A 15,250-nucleotide genomic window follows, 5' to 3' on the forward strand; every position below is an offset into this window, starting at 1 on the left:
CAATGGACCGAAGTGTTGCGGGGATCATTCTGGCCGGAGGCCAGTCGCGCCGGATGGGCGGCGGCGACAAGCCGCTCCTTTCATTGGGCAAAGCCAGGCTGATCGACCATGTCGCCACGCGACTGAGGCCGCAGGTCGCCACACTGGGGCTCAACGCGAACGGCGATCCGGCGCGATTTGCCGGCATGGGTCTGCCGGTCATCCAAGATACGGTGCCGGGCCATGCCGGCCCGCTCGCAGGCATTCTCACCGGCCTCGAATGGGCGGCAAAGCAAACAAGCTGCCGGTGGCTGGTGAGCGCCGCCGGTGACACGCCGTTCTTTCCCGACAACCTCGTCGAGCGCCTGGTGGTGGCAGCGCTCGATCGGCCCGGCACGATCGCCGTCGCCAGCTCCGACGGCAGATGGCACCCGACCTTCGCGCTCTGGCCGCTCGGCCTGCGCGACGCCCTGCGCCATTTCCTGGTCGACGAGAACAACCGACGGGTTTCCGCGTTTATGGAGCGGCACGGCCATGTCGAGGTTGAGTTCCCCATGATCGAGGCTCGCGGCCAAAAGATCGATCCGTTCTTCAACATCAACACGCCGGACGACCTTGCGGCGGCGGAGCGTCTATTGCAAAGCCTCGGGCCATGAGACGCGTATTCGGCATCACCGGCTGGAAGAACTCCGGCAAGACGACCCTGACGGAAAAGCTGGTCACAGAGCTGGTGGCGCGCGGCTGGACGGTGTCGACGGTGAAGCACGCGCACCATGACTTCGACATCGACAAGCCGGGCGCCGACTCCTTCCGCCACCGCCAGGCGGGCGCGACGGAAGTCGCCATCGTCTCCGGCCGGCGCTGGGCACTGATGCACGAATTGCGCGAGGAGAACGAGCCGACGCTGGACGACATTCTGGCGCGGCTGTCGCCCTCGGACATCGTGCTGGTCGAAGGCTACAAGCGCGAAGCGCATAAGAAGATCGAGGCAAGGCGGCTTGAAGCCAAGGATCGGACGCCGCTTTCGGCCAACGATCCCAACATTGTCGCGGTCGCCGCCGACTTCACGGTCGAAGGCGAAGACCTGCCGGTTTTCGACCTCGACGACACGAAATCGATAGCCGACTTCATCGAGCGCAGCACAGGTCTCGTGGCTCAGACCAAGTAACGCAGCGGCACATCCTGATTGTCGTTTGCCGTTGATTTGCAGTTGCTTTTTTCTCGCAAAGAGTGGGAGTATCCGCCTCAGCGGGCGGTCAAGAAAGCACCGCCCACAAGAGCCGCACGGGACAGCGGCCATGACAATATGAGAGGATTATCATGCGTATTGCACTGCGTATCGCGCTCGCCGCTTCGGCCGCGCTGCTGACACTCGGCGTCGCCCAGGCTCAGGAAAAGACCCTGAGGATCGGCACCGAAGGCGCATACCCGCCCTTCAACAACCTGACCTCGGACGGCCAGCTGGTCGGCTTCGACATCGATATCGCCAAGGCGCTCTGCGACGAGATGAAGGTGAAGTGCACCTTCGTCGCGCAGGATTGGGACGGCATCATCCCCGCGCTCCAGGCCGGCAAGTTCGACGCCATCGTCGCCTCGATGTCGATCACGCCCGAGCGCCAGGAAAAGGTCGACTTCACCCACAAATACTACAACACCCCCTCGGCCATCGCCGTGCCGAAGGATTCACCACTCAAAGGCGTGGCCAAGGAAGACCTCGCCGGCAAGACCATCGGCGTCGCCACCACCACCACGCACTACAACTATGCTTCGAAGACCTACACGGACAGCACCATCAAGGGCTATCCGAGCAGCCCCGAGGAGCAGGCAGACCTCGCCAATGGCCGTCTCGACGCCATCGAGGACGACATCGTCGTGCTGCAGCAGTGGCTGGATTCGCCGGACGGCGCCTGCTGCAAGATCCTCGGCCAGCCCTCGCCGCAGCCGGTCGAAATCTTCGGACCGGGCGCCGGCATCGCCGTGCGCAAGGGCGAGACCGATCTGGTCAACAAGCTGAATGAAGCGATCGACACCATCCGAAAGAACGGAAAGTACAAGGAAATCAACGACAAATACTTCAAGTTCGACGTCTATGGCGCCGAGTCCTGATCGATAAGCCAAGGGCGGTGAGGCATCCCTCGCCGCCCTTAAATCCTTCCGGGATCGCCACGGAGACACGACCCGTCAATGCCGGCCCAAAGCATTTGGACACTTCTCAGCTGGGGACCGGAGGGCTGGAGTGACGACATTGCCTCTGGCGTTCTGGTCACCATCGCGCTGGCGCTCGCCACACTGCCGATCGGCCTAGTGATCGGCTTTTTCGTCGCCTTTGCCAAGCAGCATGAAGAGCCGTCGCTCCGCCTTGCCGGCAACATCTACACCACGGTCTTTCGCGGCCTGCCGGAACTGGTGACGCTGTTCCTGTTCTTCTTCGGCATGCCGCTTCTGCTGCAATATCTCGTCCGGCTGTTCAATCCGGACGCAACTATCGACGTCAACAGCTTCGTCGCCGGCATGATCGTGCTGGCGCTGATCTTCTCCTCTTACGCCAGCGAGGTGTTCCTCTCCGCGTTCCGCGCCATTCCGAAAGGCCAATATGAGGGTGGCTACGCCATTGGCCTGTCGAAATGGCAGACAATGCGGCTGGTGATCCTGCCGCAGCTGATACGCATCGCTTTTCCGGGTCTCGAAAATTGTTGGCTGAGCCTGCTCAAGGACACCTCGCTGGTTTCGGTCGTCAATCTCGCGGAGACCCTGCGCCAGTCCGGCGTGGCGGCCCGCGTCACCAAGCATTCCTTCCTCTTTTACAGCGTCGCGGCGCTGATCTTCCTGGCGCTGGCCGTCCTGTCGTCGATCGCCACGAGCTATATCCTGCGCTATCTCGGACGGAGGGAAGCGCGATGAGCGTCAGCCAGGCTATCGCCATCGACAAGCCGCCGCCGCCAGCGCGCGGCTGGCAGCGGGTCCGCTTCCTCGGCTACGCGCTGGTCGGCATCTGGGTGCTGTTCGGCGCCGGCATCGTCGCCTATCTGGTCTATGCCTGGAACGCCGAATTCTTCGCCAGATATGCTCCCGCCTATCTTCAGGGCCTGGGGACCACCCTATCGCTGGTGAGCATTTCGATGGTCGTTGGCGCGCTCCTGTCGCTGCCGGTCGCCTATGGCCGCATGTCGAAGAACCCGATCTTGTCCGCGCTTGCCTATTGCTACGTCTATTTCTTCCGCGGCACGCCGCTGCTCGTGCAGACCTACCTGGTCTATTACGGCATCGGCTCGTTCCGGCCTGAGCTTGAGACGGTCGGGCTGTGGTGGTTCTTTCGCGAGGCCTTCTATTGCGGCGTCTTTGCCTTCTCGCTCAACACCGCCGCCTATCAGGCCGAAATCCTGCGCGGCGCCATCGAAAGCGTGACGCGCGGCCAATGGGAAGGTGCGGCCTCGCTCGGACTGCACAAATTGCAGACGCTGCGCAAGGTGATCATGCCCCAGGCGATCATTGTCGCGCTCAGGCCCTACGGCAACGAGCTCATCCTGATGATCAAGGCTTCCGCGATCGTCGCCATCATTACCGTCTACGACCTGATGGGCAACGCCAAGCTCGCTTATGCGAAATCCTTCGACATCCAGGCCTATATCTGGGTGGCGATCGTCTATCTGGTGATGGTCGAGATCCTGCGCCACGGCGTCGAATGGATCGAGCGCCGCATCACTATCCATCTGCACCGCTAGATTAAGCCGCCCGTGCCTGTGCCAGTCGATGCGACCAGCCGTGCCTTGACGAATTTTTCGCATGGCCTAGACCTTCCGCCACTGGAAACTGTGTTTTGTTGGAAGGCAGGTCTATGGCATCGGTTGCATTTCTCGGTCTTGGCGTCATGGGCTATCCGATGGCCGGGCACCTCAGGAACAAAGGCGGCCATGACGTCACCGTCTACAACCGCACCAAGGCAAGGGCCGAGCAGTGGGTGGCCCAGCATGGCGGCAAACTGGCGCTGACGCCGGCCGATGCGGCGGCGGGCAAGGACTTCGTCTTCTCCTGCGTCGGCAATGACGATGATCTGCGCTCGGTCACCACAGGTGCGAACGGCGCCTTCGCCGCCATGAAGAAGGGCGCCGTCTTCATCGACAACACCACCGCGTCGGCCGAGGTCGCGCGCGAGCTTGACGACGCCGCGCGCAAGGCGGGCTTCTCCTTCCTCGACGCGCCGGTGTCAGGCGGCCAGGCCGGCGCCGAGAACGGCGTGCTGACCGTCATGGTCGGCGGCGATGAGGCCGCCTTCGACAAGGCCAGGCCCGTCATCGACGCCTACGCCCGCATGGTCGGCCTGATGGGATCGGCTGGCGCAGGCCAGTTGACCAAGATGATCAACCAGATCGCCATCGCCGGCCTCGTCCAGGGCCTGGCCGAAGGCATCCATTTCGGCAAGAAGGCCGGCCTCGACATCGAGAAGGTCATCGAGGTGATCTCCAAGGGTGCTGCCGGCTCCTGGCAGATGGAAAACCGCCACAAGACAATGAATGCCGGCAAATACGATTTCGGCTTCGCCGTCGATTGGATGCGCAAGGATCTCGGCATCTGCCTGGCGGAGGCCAATCGCAACGGCGCCAAGCTGCCGGTGACCGCCCTGGTCGACCAGTTCTACAAGGATGTGCAGGACATGGGCGGCAAGCGCTGGGACACGTCCTCGTTGCTGGCGCGCCTGGAAAGATAGGTGACGATGCCCCTGCCCGATCCGAGCTGGAGCGCCGATGACATCGTCGCTCATTTGCGTTCGGTCGGCACTGAGGACAATCGGGCGGGCATGGCGCGCTTCGGCATCAACACCGCCAGCGCGCTCGGCGTCGGGAATTCACAATTGCGGCTGCTGGCGCGCAAGCTGAAGAGGAACCACGAGCGGTCGCTGCAGCTCTGGAACAGCGGCATCCGCGAAGCGCGGCTGATGGCCGCCTTCACCGGCGAGCCGAAGAAGGTCGATATCGATCAATGCCGGCGCTGGGCCGCGGATTTCGACAGCTGGGAGATCGTCGACACCGTTGCGGACCTGTTTGCCGAAACACCGTTCTGGCGCGAATTGATCGACGAGTTCGCTGGAGACGAACGCGAATTCGTTCGCCGCACCGCCTTTGCCATGTTGGCCTGGAGCGCGGTGCATCTCAAGAAAGAACCGGACGCGACCTTCCTCGCCTATCTGCCGCTGATCGAGAAGCATGCCGGCGATCCGCGCAATTTCGTCCGCAAGGCAGTCAATTGGGCGCTGCGGCAAATCGGCAAACGGTCGATGAGCCTGCACGCCCCTGCCCTTGCGCTGGCGGAAAGATTAGCGGCATCGCCGGACAAGACGGCGCGCTGGATCGGCAAGGATGCAGTGAAGGAACTGACGGATGCCAGACAGCTCGAAAGGCTCGCAGCCGCAAAAGCATGACCTTGCCGGGATTCGGTTCGTCGGGGTGACGCCAGAGACACTTGCCGACTTCGAAAACCTGTTCGAGCAGCCCGGCGCACCGAAATATTGCTGGTGCATGGCCTGGCGCCATTCCACCCGCGAACACATTCAGAACGATGAGAAGAAGCGCATGATGATGGCGCTCATCGACAAAGGCACCCCGGTCGGCATCATCGCTGAGATGGACGGCAGGCCGGTCGGCTGGTGCTCGGTCGCGCCACGCGAGACCTACCGGAAACTTTCAAAGCAGCAGGACGACACCGAAACCGGCATCTGGTCGATCGTCTGCTTCTATGTGCCCAGGGCCCTGCGTGGCGGCGGGCTGGCCTCCGCTTTGCTTGACGCTGCGATCGACCATGCCTTCAGCAAAGGCGCGCATACAATCGAGGCCTATCCCGTCGACGAGGCCGCCCCGAGCTATCGCTTCATGGGTTTTCGCGACATGTTTACTACGAGGGGCTTCCATGAGACCGGCACCGCCGGTACGCGACGGCATGTGATGCGGCTGGGTCGGTGAGCCCGGACCGGTCACGACGCTTTTACTCGATTCAGCAAATGGACTGGCGGAGGATGGAGCGATCATGAGCAAGCGTTTCAAGTCATGCGCTGCGCTGGCGGCTGCGCTCCTCCTCGCAGCCACTGGAGCCGATGCCGCGGCCGATGTCGCGCATATTGTCTGGAAGGATCTGCGCCCCGCGACGCAAGCGATAGCCGAAGACGCGAACCTGCCGATGATCGCGGCAAAACTGCCTGACCATGGCGAGACCTTGTCGCTCAATCTGCAGGACAAGACGATACAATTAGCCGGATATGCATTGCCGGTCGATCGTGACGGCGACCTCGTCTACCAGTTCTTGCTGGTGCCGTGGACGGGCGCCTGCAGCCACATGCCGACGCCGCCGCCCAATCAGATCGTGCTGGTGACGCCGGCGCATCCCTACAAGATGAAAGAGGCCTACGAGCCGGTCGCAGTCACCGGCGTGCTGAAGCCCGGCATGGAGAAAAGCCAGTTGTTCATCCTCGACGGCGTCTCGATGGTCCAGTCGGGCTACACGGTGCGAAAGGCCGAGGTGGCGAGCGTCGACAGCGTGCCGGACACGGTCACCCTGCCGGTCAACTCGCCGTGGAATTTTCTGAACAAAAAGAAGAATTAGGGCCGATCGGCGCAACCAGCGTCACGCCGCGTTCGCGCCCGATTCCTTGTCCAGCACCATGTAATCGAGCGGAATTTCCGTCGTGTACTTGATCTGCTCCATGGCGAAGGACGACGAGACGTCACGGATCTCGATCTTGGCAATCAGCCGCTTGTAGAAGGCATCGTAAGCGGCGATGTCGGGCACCACCACGCGCAGCAGGTAATCGACGTCGCCGCTCATGCGGTAGAACTCGACCACTTCCGGGAATTCCTGGATGACCTCGGAGAAGCGCCGCAGCCATTCATGGCTGTGCGAATTGGTGCGGATCGACACGAAGACGGTAACGCGCACATTGACCTTCTCATGATCGAGAATGGCGACGCGACGCTTGATGACGCCTTCCTCCTCGAGCTTCTGGATGCGCCGCCAGCATGGCGTCGTCGACAAGCCGACTTTCTTGGCGACATCGGCGACCGCGAGCGTCGCGTCCTCCTGCAAGAGGCGGAGAATTTTTCTATCGAGGCGATCCATGGGAGGCTCCAGGGGAATAGTTTGGCTATAATCCCTTTTACCGGAGCCTTTCACAAGAAAGAAATTCTGCCGATGGCGGTAAATGCGAGCGATTTCTTGCAGAATGCCTAATCAATGCGATAGCGGATTTCCGCCCTCAGGAAGGGCAGCAAATCCATTTCAAACCAGGGATTCTTCTTCAGCCAGCCGGTGTTCCGCCACGACGGATGCGGCAGCGGCAGCACTTTCGGCAGCGACGGTCGATCCCATATGGCGCGCCAGTTCCTGACCGTCTCGGTCAGTGACGGCAGCCGCGTCGTGCCCATATGCCATGCCTGCGCATAACTGCCGATGGTCAGCACAAGGTCGATCTGCGGCATCAGCGCCATCAGCTCCGGGCGCCAGACCGGCGCGCATTCGCGACGCGGCGGCAGGTCGCTGCCCTTGGCGTCCTGTCCAGGAAAACAAAAGCCCATCGGCACGATAGCGAATTTTTCAGCGTCGTAGAACTCATCGCTGCTGACACCGAGCCAGTTTCGCAGCCGGTCTCCCGAGGCGTCGGTGAAGGGCATGCCCGACGCATGCACTTTTGTCCCCGGCGCCTGGCCGGCAAGCAGGACCCGCGCTGTGGAGGACGGCTGCAGCACCGGCCGCGGCGCATGCGGCAAAGGCCGGCCAAGCGGCTGGTCGACGCAGATGCGGCAGGCCCGCACCCTTTCGGTGAGGCGCTGCAGCGCTTGTCTCGTATCGGGCGGATTATCCAATTTCTGTCGCTCAGGCCGTCGCGCTCGGCCGGCTTGCAAGTGCCGCATACCAGCGCAGTACGTTCGTGCACTCTTCCGGCACCTTGATTCGCGCTGGTTTCATGAAGTCGATGGCGATCATGCCGGTGATGTCGGCGACCGAATAGACATCGCCGGCGGCGAATTCGCGATCCGCCAGTTCGTCGTCGAGCAGGTGCAGGAATTCGATCACCTTCGGTTTGTTGGCCTCGCCCCATTCCGGAACTTGCGGCACTTCCCATTCCTTCATCGCCGGATGGATGTGCCGGAAAGCGGCGGCGACGCTGCTCATCAGGTTCAATTCCAAGCGTCTTTGCCACATCTCGACTTTTGCCTTGCCGAGCGCACCCGTGCCGAACAAAGCGGGCGTGGGGTGCAATTCCTCGAAATAGCGGCAAATGGCGATCGATTCGGTGATGATGGTGCCGTCGTCGAGCTCGAGCACCGGCAGGCGCCGCAGCGGATTGCGCTCAGCCACCTGCTCGCCGCGATGCTCCAGCGCGCCCATGTCGACGGGCACCAGCGGCACCGTCAGCCCCTTCTCGGCAAGGAAAACACGCACGCGCCGGGGATTGGGCGCGCGGCCGCCGTCAAACAGCTTCATTCCATCCTCCAGCTTCTCCACCGGATCATAGGTGCGGGTCCGCCCATCACCAGAAGCGAACAAATTCGCGCAACGCATCGCCGAACGAGACCAGCACGCCGTGCTGTCGCTCGACCGGCGCACCATGATGGCTGTCGCGCCAGTCCTGCGGCTCCGCGAAGGTGCCTGCCCAGATGCCGGCCTTGGCCGCTCTCGCCGCTGCTTCCTCGGTCTCGAAATCGCCGAACGCAACCGCCCATCCGGCCTGCACCTGGGCCTGGTTTAGGTCGGTATCACCTGCCTTGCAATCGCCGAGTAGGCGGCCGTAGCGATCGCGCCGCCAGCCGCTGCAGACAACAGGCCTGCCGGCGATCAGGCGCACCAGCGACTGCCGCGCCAGCTTGCCGCAGGGATAGTCGGCACCGGCCTTTTGGCAGGTCTGCTGATACTCCGGAGCGTCGATGCCGCGCATGCGGATGCGCTCGGCCCCGAGCGTGATCGAATCGCCGTCATTGACGATCGCCGTGCCTTGCTCCTGGCGCCTCTCGAAGCGGTCGAGGCGTGCCGCCACCAGGATGAGCAAACCAAGCAGAAGGATAGCAAGTCCGTAGTCCAGCAGCTTGCGCCAGCGGCTGCGCGGCGGGCTCGCCGCATAGCGTCGGCGCGGTCCTCGCGGCCCGAAACGGCTCATATGGCAAACAGTCTCTTAATCATTCGAACGTAGCTTAACGAACTGAAAATCGCTGCGCGCAGAAATTGAAGTCTGTATGCCTTTGCAACGCTCGAACACAGCGGATAAATTTATTGTGGACCGCCGTAAACCGCACCGCAACAGCGATGTGGCGCGCGCGGTGCGCAAGACGCGCGACCGCCTTTCGCAGCAGGCGGGCAGCCTCGATTTTGACCGTGAACTGCTGAAGCTGCATGCGCGCGCCATGGTGGTCAGCGCGGTCGCGATCCCCTTGCTCGTGCTAGCCGTGGCAGCCATCGGCCGGCTGGCGGGCCTGGACAGCCAGATCGCCATCTGGGCCCTGTCGACGCTGCTTTGCTACACGATCGTCGCTTTCATGGCGCGTCGCGTGGAGCGGACCGAGGCGGCCGAACTCGACCCGGCGCAGACACGTCGCGACTTCCTGATCGGCCATTTCCTCTGCGGCCTTGGGTGGGCGTGGTTCGCCTGGTTCGGCTGCGCCACATGCCAGATCGACCAGTTCAATGTGGCCAAGGCCATGGTGCTGCTGATCGCCATGGCGACGACCGCCGTGATGGCCTCCTCGCTTGGCGGCGCGCTGTTCGCGACCTTTGCCATTCCCGTTGCCGTTTATGTCTACACGGTCATGCGCCTGTGGACGCCGATCGAAGCCACGATGGCGGCCTTGCTCATCGCAGCGCTTCCCTTCTTCGGTTACGTCGCGCGTCATCTCAATCAGGCTTCGTTGATGGTGCTGTCCTTCCGCTCGGAAAAGGACGCGCTGATCGCCGAGCTGGAGACGGCGAAATCGATGTCGGATGAAGCAAGGCGGCGCGCCGAGGACGCCAATCTGGCGAAATCGCGTTTTCTCGCCTCGATGAGCCACGAGCTCAGGACGCCGCTCAACGCCATCCTTGGCTTCTCCGAAGTGATGGCCAATGAAGTGCTGGGGCCGATGAGCAATCCGACCTACCGCGACTATGCCCATGACGTGCATGAGTCCGGACAGCACCTGCTCGACCTGATCAACGAGATCCTCGACCTGTCGCGCATAGAAGCCGGCCGCTACCAGCTCAACGAGGAGCCGGTCGTGCTGGTGACCATTGTCGAAGACTGCTGCCATATGATGGAGCTGCGCGCCCGCAACAAGGACATCCGTATCATCCAGGAGTTCGAGGAGACCCTGCCGCGCCTCTTCGCCGACGAGCGTGCCGTCAGGCAGATCACGCTCAATCTCCTGTCCAATTCGATCAAGTTCACCCCGTCCGGCGGCGAAGTGCGCGTGCGTGTCGGCTGGACCGCCGGCGGCGGCCAGTACATTTCGGTCAAGGACAACGGCCCGGGCATACCGGAAGAAGAAATCCCGGTGGTGCTTTCCGCTTTCGGCCAGGGCTCGATCGCCATCAAGAGCGCCGAGCAGGGAACCGGCCTCGGCCTGCCGATCGTGCAGGGGCTGCTTGCCATGCATAGCGGCGAATTCGAGCTTCATTCCAAGCTGCGCGAAGGCACCGAGGCGATCGCCATCTTCCCGTTGAGCCGGGTGATGGAGGAATTGCCGGCCTTGCCGACCAAGACGGTTGCCGCGCGCGGGCGCCGCTGAAGCAATTTCCGCCGGGCGCTAAAGCCGCACAGCCAGCGCCATGCCCGAGCTGGTCAGTGCCGCGGCCTTGACGATACCGGCGGCGAGAGCAGCCCCTACCCCTTCGCCATGGCTGATCCCGAAATCGAACAGCGGCCGCAATCCGAGCCTTTCGGCCGCCTTGGCGTGGCCGGGTTCCGGCGACAGGCCGGCAAGCAGGCAATGATCGAGCGAGCCTGGATTGGCGGCATAAAGGACGGCGGCCGCCGCAGTCGCCGCGAACCCGTCGAGCAGGACGGGGATCTTCTCCATGCGCGCCGCGAGAATGGCGCCGCAGATGGCCGCGAATTCGCGTCCGCCGACCCTGCGCAAGGCTTCGAGCGGGTCGCTCAAATCCGGCCCGTGGAATGCCAGCGCCCGATCGACGACCTCAGCCTTGCGCGCAATAATCGCTGCGTCGGCGCCCGCCCCTGGATCAACCCAGTCGATGCCGTTGCCGCCGAACAGCGCGGCGCAAAGCACGGCGGCGATCGTCGAATTGCCGACTCCGAGATCGCCCAGGCAAAGGAGGTCGGCGCCACCGGCGACCGCTTCCATGCCGAAGGCCATGGTTGCGGCGCAGCCGCGTTCATCGAGCGCGGCCTCCTCGGTGATGTCGCCTGTGGGGATATCCAAGGCGAGGTCGAAGACTTTCAGGCCGAGATCGTTGGCGATGCAGACCTGGTTGATCGCGGCCCCGCCGGCGGCGCAGAGTTCGACTTCATTTGCGGTCGCCGCCACCGGCCGCGGCGAGATGCCGTGCCTGACGGCGCCGTGATTGCCGGCGAAGATCGCCACCAGGGGCCGATTGATCGCCGGCGGCGCGCGGCCGCTCCAGGCAGCAATCCAGGCTGCGATGTCCTCGACGCGGCCGAGCGATTCCTTCGGCTTTTCGGCTTTGGCGAAAAGCGCCCGGACGCGGGCGCTCGCCGCATCGTCGGCCGGCGGCAGGGCCGCCAGAAGGTTTCGGAAATCGTCGAAAGGCTTAGCAGGCATTATGTCGGTCGCAGTTCGTTGCGGAAGTCGCAGGCGGCATAGCCGCCTTCTCCATCCGGCACAACTGCCTGGCGATGCCGCGAACGCGTCGCCTTGCGGCGCAATGCGGAGGGCTTGCATTGCTCCGGCGGTTGCACCATGTGGAATAAAGCCAAGAGAACAGCATGACCGCCATCGAATCTCCCTGCATCCTGGTCTGTTCGATCGATATGAAAACCGGCTTCTGCTTTGGTTGCGGCCGAACACGCGACGAGATTTCCGCCTGGCTCGCGATGACCCCTGAAACGCGCCGGGCGGTGATGGCCGAACTGCCCGCGCGGCTCGAAACGGTCGAGCGGCGGCCGCGCCGCGAAACCCGGCGTACCCGCATGGCGCGCGAGCGCGGCGTTCTGTGAGAAGAAACCGATGAACCGGTTGTTCTGGATCGTCATGGCGGTGATCGGCGTCGGGGTCGTGCTGCTCATGCTCAACAATTCGGCCGGCCGCACTTTCGGCATGAACAACAATGATTTCGGCCGGCTTATCTGGGTCGGCGTCCTGGTGATGGTGATCGGTGCGAGCCTGCTCCGCTCCGGCCGACCGCTGGGCGACATGGCGCGCAATCTGGGCGTCTGGGCGGCATTCGTGCTCGTGCTGATCGCCGGCTACCAGTATCGCTACGAGTTGCAGGATGTGGCGAGCCGCGTCACCGCCGGCTTTGTCCCGGGCAGTCCGTTGGCTTTAGGCGTGGAGAATGGCCGCCCGACCGTCACGCTCGACAAAGCCGACAACGGCCATTTCGAAGCTCGCATCCTGGTCAACGGCACGCCGGTGCGCGCGGTGGTCGACACCGGCGCAACCAGCACGGTGCTGACATCTGAAGATGCTCAAGCCGCGGGCTTCAACCCGGCGGCGCTCAGCTACAGCGTGGATGTCGCCACGGCCAATGGCAGGGCGCGCGCTGCGACGGTCAGGACCGACGAGGTAGCGATCGGCGGCATCGTGCGCAAGGACATGTCGGTGATGGTCGCCGCGCCCGGCATGCTTGACCAAAGCCTACTCGGCATGAACTTCATCGGCTCATTATCGGGTTTTGACGTACGCGGCGACCGCATGATCCTGCGGGACTGATGCGTGTCGCGCGGCAGTATGCGGCGCGACACGCATTAGCCGACAGTCAGGCTGCCTCGGCTTCTGCCGCCGCGAAATCGATTGCCAAAAACGCGGTCTTCAGCACCTCCGGCCCGGCGCCAGGTTTGTTCGCGTCGGTGGAGAGGATCTGCCGGAAGCGGCGCGCGCCAGGCAAGCCGTGGAACAGTCCGACCATATGGCGGGTAATGTGGCCGAGCCGCCCGCCCCGCTCGATATGGCGCGCGGCATAGCCGGCCATGGCATCGATCAGCGCCGAATAATCGAAGGCGGCAGGCGTCTCGCCATAGAAGGCGGCATCGATGCCGGTCAGGATCCCCGGCGTATGATAGGCCGCGCGGCCGAGCATCACGCCGTCGACATGGGAAAGATGCGCCGACGCCTCGGCGAGCGACTGGATGCCGCCGTTGATGCCGATGAATTCGTCCGGCTTTCTGGCCTTCAGCCGATAGACGCGCGGGTAATCGAGCGGCGGGATCTCGCGGTTTTCCTTGGGGCTCAGCCCTTCCAGCCAAGCCTTGCGGGCGTGCACCCAGAGCGCGTCGGCGCCGGCGGCGAGCACGCCGTCGGCGAGCATGTCGAGCGCAGGCCCTGGGTCTTGATCGTCGACGCCGATGCGGCATTTGACCGTGACGGGGATTTTCACCGCGGCCTTCATCGCCGCGACGCACTCGGCGACCAGAACCGGCGTCTTCATCAGGCAGGCACCGAACGTCCCCGACTGGACGCGATCGGATGGACAGCCGACATTGAGGTTGATCTCGTCATAGCCGAAGGCTTCGCCGATCCGCACTGCCTCGGCGAGCTTTGCGGGATCCGATCCGCCAAGTTGTAGCGCAACCGGGTGCTCGACATTGTCGAAACCGAGCAGTCGCTCGCGCGCGCCATGGATGACCGCATCCGCCACCACCATCTCGGTATAAAGCAGCGCGCGGCGCGTCAGCTGACGGTGGAAGAACCGGCAATGCCGGTCCGTCCAGTCCATCATGGGCGCAACGGCTATCCTATGCTCTTGATTTTTCAGCATTTTTTCTTTAGTATCAAATCGTTAGAGGGCGCCGAGTGCACACTAATTTACGCCAGAATACGACCCTTTTCGCCACGTTTCGACCTCTCATTGCACACGGAGCGCACACGAAAAATGGCCACCTACACAAAGCTCTCGTCCGGTTCCTGGCGTGTGCAAGTCCGTCGCAAAGGTCGCTACGCCAGCGAGACTTTCCTGCGGAGAGACGACGCACGCCGCTGGGCGACCGAAACCGAGCGCCAAGTTGATCGCGGTGAGACGCCGACCAAGTCCCGTATAGCGCGCCTGAAAACTTTCGGCGAACTCATAGACCTTCATATCGAGGACATGTGCGATGTAGGCAAGTCCCCTCGCCGCTCCAAGGCTGCGGCCCTTGCGATGCTGAAAAGAGATCTGGGGAAGTGCCATGTCGCGGGGCTCGATCGCGAACGGCTCATTCGTTTTGGTCGTGACCGGGCCGCGCAAGGTGCTGGACCGATGACTCTCGGCATTGACATCGGCTTTATAAAGCTTGTCCTGTCTCATGCTGCGGCCGTCCATGGCCTACCGGTCAAGGTCGAACCCGTGGATCTCGCGCGCATCGCACTTAAGCGCCTCGGCCTTGTCGGCAAGGGATGTGAGCGCGACAGGCGGCCTACCCAGGATGAACTCGACAGGCTCATCGCCCACTTCAATTCAAACCCTTTGCAGATAGCGCCCGTCGGTCGCATCATACGTTTTGCCGTCGCTACGGCCATGCGGCAGGAGGAGATCTGCAAAGCGCGGTGGTCTGACGTCGATTCTCGCACGCGGATGCTTCTCATCCGCGACCGGAAAGACCCGCGCAACAAGAATGGCAATAATCAGCGCATACCGCTATTCGCGGCAACTGGGTACGACGCATGGGCCATCGTTGAGGAACAGCGCGCAAAGCGAAGCAATGACGATGATCCAATCTTCCCATTCAATCACAAATCAGTCGGGACCGCCTTCCGTCGGGGATGCGCTGTCCTGAGCATCCACGACCTCCATTTCCATGACTTGCGTCATGAGGGCACAAGCCGCCTTTTCGAGGCGGGTTTCACGATTGAACAAGTAGCACTGGTTACCGGGCACAAGGACTGGAAGATGTTGAAACGATACACCCATTTGAAGCCTGAAATGCTTCACAATATTCCCATAGCGAGGATGGCGTAGCCCGCCAGACCTGGTCACCTTTTATGGTGTTCGGACGTTGTTGTAAGCAAGCCTGTGGGCGTCCAGGACCGTTTCCGACGCCGGCGTCAAATGATACCCGGCTAGCAAATCTTGGCCGCAAGCCGGGGAGTTAAGCCGGCGAAGGACACGGGTAAAAAGCGTTCTCCGCGATAACGCTGAGCCGCGT

19 protein-coding genes are annotated in these 15,250 nt (G+C 62.8%); 13 read left to right on the forward strand and 6 right to left on the reverse strand.

The features are described 5' to 3' along the window. Positions 1-2 precede the first annotated feature (2 nt). The 9 genes from mobA (at position 3) to LB526_RS15730 (ending at position 6,570) form a co-directional block, all read left to right on the forward strand. The gene (gene mobA, locus LB526_RS15690) at positions 3-635 is read left to right on the forward strand and encodes a molybdenum cofactor guanylyltransferase MobA (protein WP_224628278.1); all 633 of its coding nucleotides are present in this window, start codon (positions 3-5) and stop codon (positions 633-635) included. After that, positions 632-1,147 (forward strand): molybdopterin-guanine dinucleotide biosynthesis protein B, encoded by a 516-nt coding sequence (gene mobB, locus LB526_RS15695; protein WP_095765398.1) that lies wholly within the window; start codon positions 632-634, stop codon positions 1,145-1,147. Before mobA ends, mobB begins: the two co-directional genes overlap by 4 nt. 152 nt (positions 1,148-1,299) lie before the next feature. Continuing rightward, positions 1,300-2,085: an ABC transporter substrate-binding protein gene (locus LB526_RS15700; RefSeq protein WP_224628279.1), complete on the forward strand. Its 786-nt coding sequence runs from the start codon at positions 1,300-1,302 to the stop codon at positions 2,083-2,085. Positions 2,086-2,163: 78 nt separating this feature from the next. Beyond that, entirely contained in the window at positions 2,164-2,880 is a 717-nt protein-coding gene (locus LB526_RS15705) for an ABC transporter permease (RefSeq protein ID WP_224547740.1), read from the forward strand. Further along, positions 2,877-3,701, forward strand: coding sequence for an ABC transporter permease (locus LB526_RS15710; RefSeq protein ID WP_224628280.1), 825 nt, complete (start codon positions 2,877-2,879; stop codon positions 3,699-3,701). The genes LB526_RS15705 and LB526_RS15710 overlap by 4 nt, the downstream gene beginning before the upstream one ends. A gap of 113 nt (positions 3,702-3,814) precedes the next feature. Next, positions 3,815-4,684, forward strand: a complete 870-nt coding sequence (locus LB526_RS15715; protein WP_224628281.1) for an NAD(P)-dependent oxidoreductase — start codon at positions 3,815-3,817, stop codon at positions 4,682-4,684. A gap of 6 nt (positions 4,685-4,690) precedes the next feature. Continuing rightward, the gene (locus LB526_RS15720) at positions 4,691-5,395 is read left to right on the forward strand and encodes a DNA alkylation repair protein (protein WP_140843286.1); all 705 of its coding nucleotides are present in this window, start codon (positions 4,691-4,693) and stop codon (positions 5,393-5,395) included. Beyond that, positions 5,355-5,933: a GNAT family N-acetyltransferase gene (locus LB526_RS15725; RefSeq protein WP_140843284.1), complete on the forward strand. Its 579-nt coding sequence runs from the start codon at positions 5,355-5,357 to the stop codon at positions 5,931-5,933. Before LB526_RS15720 ends, LB526_RS15725 begins: the two co-directional genes overlap by 41 nt. Positions 5,934-5,997: 64 nt before the next feature. Next, the gene (locus LB526_RS15730) at positions 5,998-6,570 is read left to right on the forward strand and encodes a DUF3299 domain-containing protein (RefSeq protein WP_224532262.1); all 573 of its coding nucleotides are present in this window, start codon (positions 5,998-6,000) and stop codon (positions 6,568-6,570) included. 21 nt (positions 6,571-6,591) lie between these two features. On the opposite strand, the gene LB526_RS15735 is transcribed toward LB526_RS15730, so the two are convergent. The 4 genes from LB526_RS15735 to LB526_RS15750 form a co-directional block, all read right to left on the reverse strand. Continuing rightward, positions 6,592-7,083, reverse strand: a complete 492-nt coding sequence (locus LB526_RS15735) for an Lrp/AsnC family transcriptional regulator (protein WP_006205209.1) — start codon at positions 7,081-7,083, stop codon at positions 6,592-6,594. 107 nt (positions 7,084-7,190) lie between these two features. Next, positions 7,191-7,826, reverse strand: a complete 636-nt coding sequence (locus tag LB526_RS15740) for a uracil-DNA glycosylase family protein (RefSeq protein WP_224628282.1) — start codon at positions 7,824-7,826, stop codon at positions 7,191-7,193. 10 nt (positions 7,827-7,836) lie between these two features. Further along, complete coding sequence (locus LB526_RS15745) at positions 7,837-8,448, reverse strand: glutathione S-transferase (RefSeq protein WP_224628283.1); 612 nt, start codon at positions 8,446-8,448, stop codon at positions 7,837-7,839. Between the two features lie 46 nt (positions 8,449-8,494). Further along, positions 8,495-9,118 carry a thermonuclease family protein gene (locus tag LB526_RS15750; RefSeq protein WP_224628284.1) on the reverse strand — a complete coding sequence of 208 codons (624 nt, stop codon included), beginning with the start codon at positions 9,116-9,118 and terminating at the stop codon, positions 8,495-8,497. Between the two features lie 76 nt (positions 9,119-9,194). Between LB526_RS15750 and LB526_RS15755 the strand changes: the two genes are divergently transcribed. Then, positions 9,195-10,718, forward strand: coding sequence for an ATP-binding protein (locus LB526_RS15755; protein WP_224628285.1), 1,524 nt, complete (start codon positions 9,195-9,197; stop codon positions 10,716-10,718). An 18-nt stretch (positions 10,719-10,736) separates the two neighbouring features. On the opposite strand, the gene LB526_RS15760 is transcribed toward LB526_RS15755, so the two are convergent. After that, positions 10,737-11,732: a nicotinate-nucleotide--dimethylbenzimidazole phosphoribosyltransferase gene (locus LB526_RS15760; protein ID WP_263483281.1), complete on the reverse strand. Its 996-nt coding sequence runs from the start codon at positions 11,730-11,732 to the stop codon at positions 10,737-10,739. 164 nt (positions 11,733-11,896) lie between these two features. Here LB526_RS15760 and LB526_RS15765 point away from each other — a divergent pair, with 164 nt between their 5' ends. Together LB526_RS15765 and LB526_RS15770 are read left to right on the forward strand one after the other, a co-directional pair. Further along, positions 11,897-12,127 carry a DUF1289 domain-containing protein gene (locus LB526_RS15765; RefSeq protein ID WP_095765388.1) on the forward strand — a complete coding sequence of 77 codons (231 nt, stop codon included), beginning with the start codon at positions 11,897-11,899 and terminating at the stop codon, positions 12,125-12,127. A 10-nt stretch (positions 12,128-12,137) separates the two neighbouring features. Continuing rightward, positions 12,138-12,842 carry a TIGR02281 family clan AA aspartic protease gene (locus LB526_RS15770; RefSeq protein WP_095765387.1) on the forward strand — a complete coding sequence of 235 codons (705 nt, stop codon included), beginning with the start codon at positions 12,138-12,140 and terminating at the stop codon, positions 12,840-12,842. A 46-nt stretch (positions 12,843-12,888) separates the two neighbouring features. On the opposite strand, the gene dusA is transcribed toward LB526_RS15770, so the two are convergent. Continuing rightward, positions 12,889-13,887: a tRNA dihydrouridine(20/20a) synthase DusA gene (gene dusA / locus LB526_RS15775; protein ID WP_224628286.1), complete on the reverse strand. Its 999-nt coding sequence runs from the start codon at positions 13,885-13,887 to the stop codon at positions 12,889-12,891. Positions 13,888-14,001: 114 nt separating this feature from the next. Between dusA and LB526_RS15780 the strand changes: the two genes are divergently transcribed. Beyond that, the gene (locus tag LB526_RS15780) at positions 14,002-15,063 is read left to right on the forward strand and encodes a site-specific integrase (RefSeq protein ID WP_224628287.1); all 1,062 of its coding nucleotides are present in this window, start codon (positions 14,002-14,004) and stop codon (positions 15,061-15,063) included. The last annotated feature ends 187 nt before the right edge of the window (positions 15,064-15,250 follow it).

Origin of the sequence: Mesorhizobium sp. CA6, assembly GCF_020165035.1 — a bacterium.
Taxonomy (GTDB): domain Bacteria; phylum Pseudomonadota; class Alphaproteobacteria; order Rhizobiales; family Rhizobiaceae; genus Mesorhizobium.

Bases quoted from the DNA above. Each gene is read 5' to 3' on its own strand.
- LB526_RS15770 (WP_095765387.1), top strand. From the start codon at position 12,138: ATGAACCGGTTGTTCTGGATCGTCATGGCGGTGATCGGCGTCGGGGTC.
- LB526_RS15780 (WP_224628287.1), top strand. From the start codon at position 14,002: ATGGCCACCTACACAAAGCTCTCGTCCGGTTCCTGGCGTGTGCAAGTC.
- dusA (WP_224628286.1), bottom strand. From the start codon at position 13,887: ATGCTGAAAAATCAAGAGCATAGGATAGCCGTTGCGCCCATGATGGAC.
- LB526_RS15765 (WP_095765388.1), top strand. From the start codon at position 11,897: ATGACCGCCATCGAATCTCCCTGCATCCTGGTCTGTTCGATCGATATG.
- LB526_RS15705 (WP_224547740.1), top strand. From the start codon at position 2,164: ATGCCGGCCCAAAGCATTTGGACACTTCTCAGCTGGGGACCGGAGGGC.
- mobB (WP_095765398.1), top strand. From the start codon at position 632: ATGAGACGCGTATTCGGCATCACCGGCTGGAAGAACTCCGGCAAGACG.
- LB526_RS15725 (WP_140843284.1), top strand. From the start codon at position 5,355: ATGCCAGACAGCTCGAAAGGCTCGCAGCCGCAAAAGCATGACCTTGCC.
- LB526_RS15730 (WP_224532262.1), top strand. From the start codon at position 5,998: ATGAGCAAGCGTTTCAAGTCATGCGCTGCGCTGGCGGCTGCGCTCCTC.
- mobA (WP_224628278.1), top strand. From the start codon at position 3: ATGGACCGAAGTGTTGCGGGGATCATTCTGGCCGGAGGCCAGTCGCGC.
- LB526_RS15715 (WP_224628281.1), top strand. From the start codon at position 3,815: ATGGCATCGGTTGCATTTCTCGGTCTTGGCGTCATGGGCTATCCGATG.
- LB526_RS15735 (WP_006205209.1), bottom strand. From the start codon at position 7,083: ATGGATCGCCTCGATAGAAAAATTCTCCGCCTCTTGCAGGAGGACGCG.
- LB526_RS15720 (WP_140843286.1), top strand. From the start codon at position 4,691: ATGCCCCTGCCCGATCCGAGCTGGAGCGCCGATGACATCGTCGCTCAT.
- LB526_RS15750 (WP_224628284.1), bottom strand. From the start codon at position 9,118: ATGAGCCGTTTCGGGCCGCGAGGACCGCGCCGACGCTATGCGGCGAGC.
- LB526_RS15700 (WP_224628279.1), top strand. From the start codon at position 1,300: ATGCGTATTGCACTGCGTATCGCGCTCGCCGCTTCGGCCGCGCTGCTG.
- LB526_RS15760 (WP_263483281.1), bottom strand. From the start codon at position 11,732: ATGCCTGCTAAGCCTTTCGACGATTTCCGAAACCTTCTGGCGGCCCTG.
- LB526_RS15710 (WP_224628280.1), top strand. From the start codon at position 2,877: ATGAGCGTCAGCCAGGCTATCGCCATCGACAAGCCGCCGCCGCCAGCG.
- LB526_RS15755 (WP_224628285.1), top strand. From the start codon at position 9,195: ATGCCTTTGCAACGCTCGAACACAGCGGATAAATTTATTGTGGACCGC.
- LB526_RS15745 (WP_224628283.1), bottom strand. From the start codon at position 8,448: ATGAAGCTGTTTGACGGCGGCCGCGCGCCCAATCCCCGGCGCGTGCGT.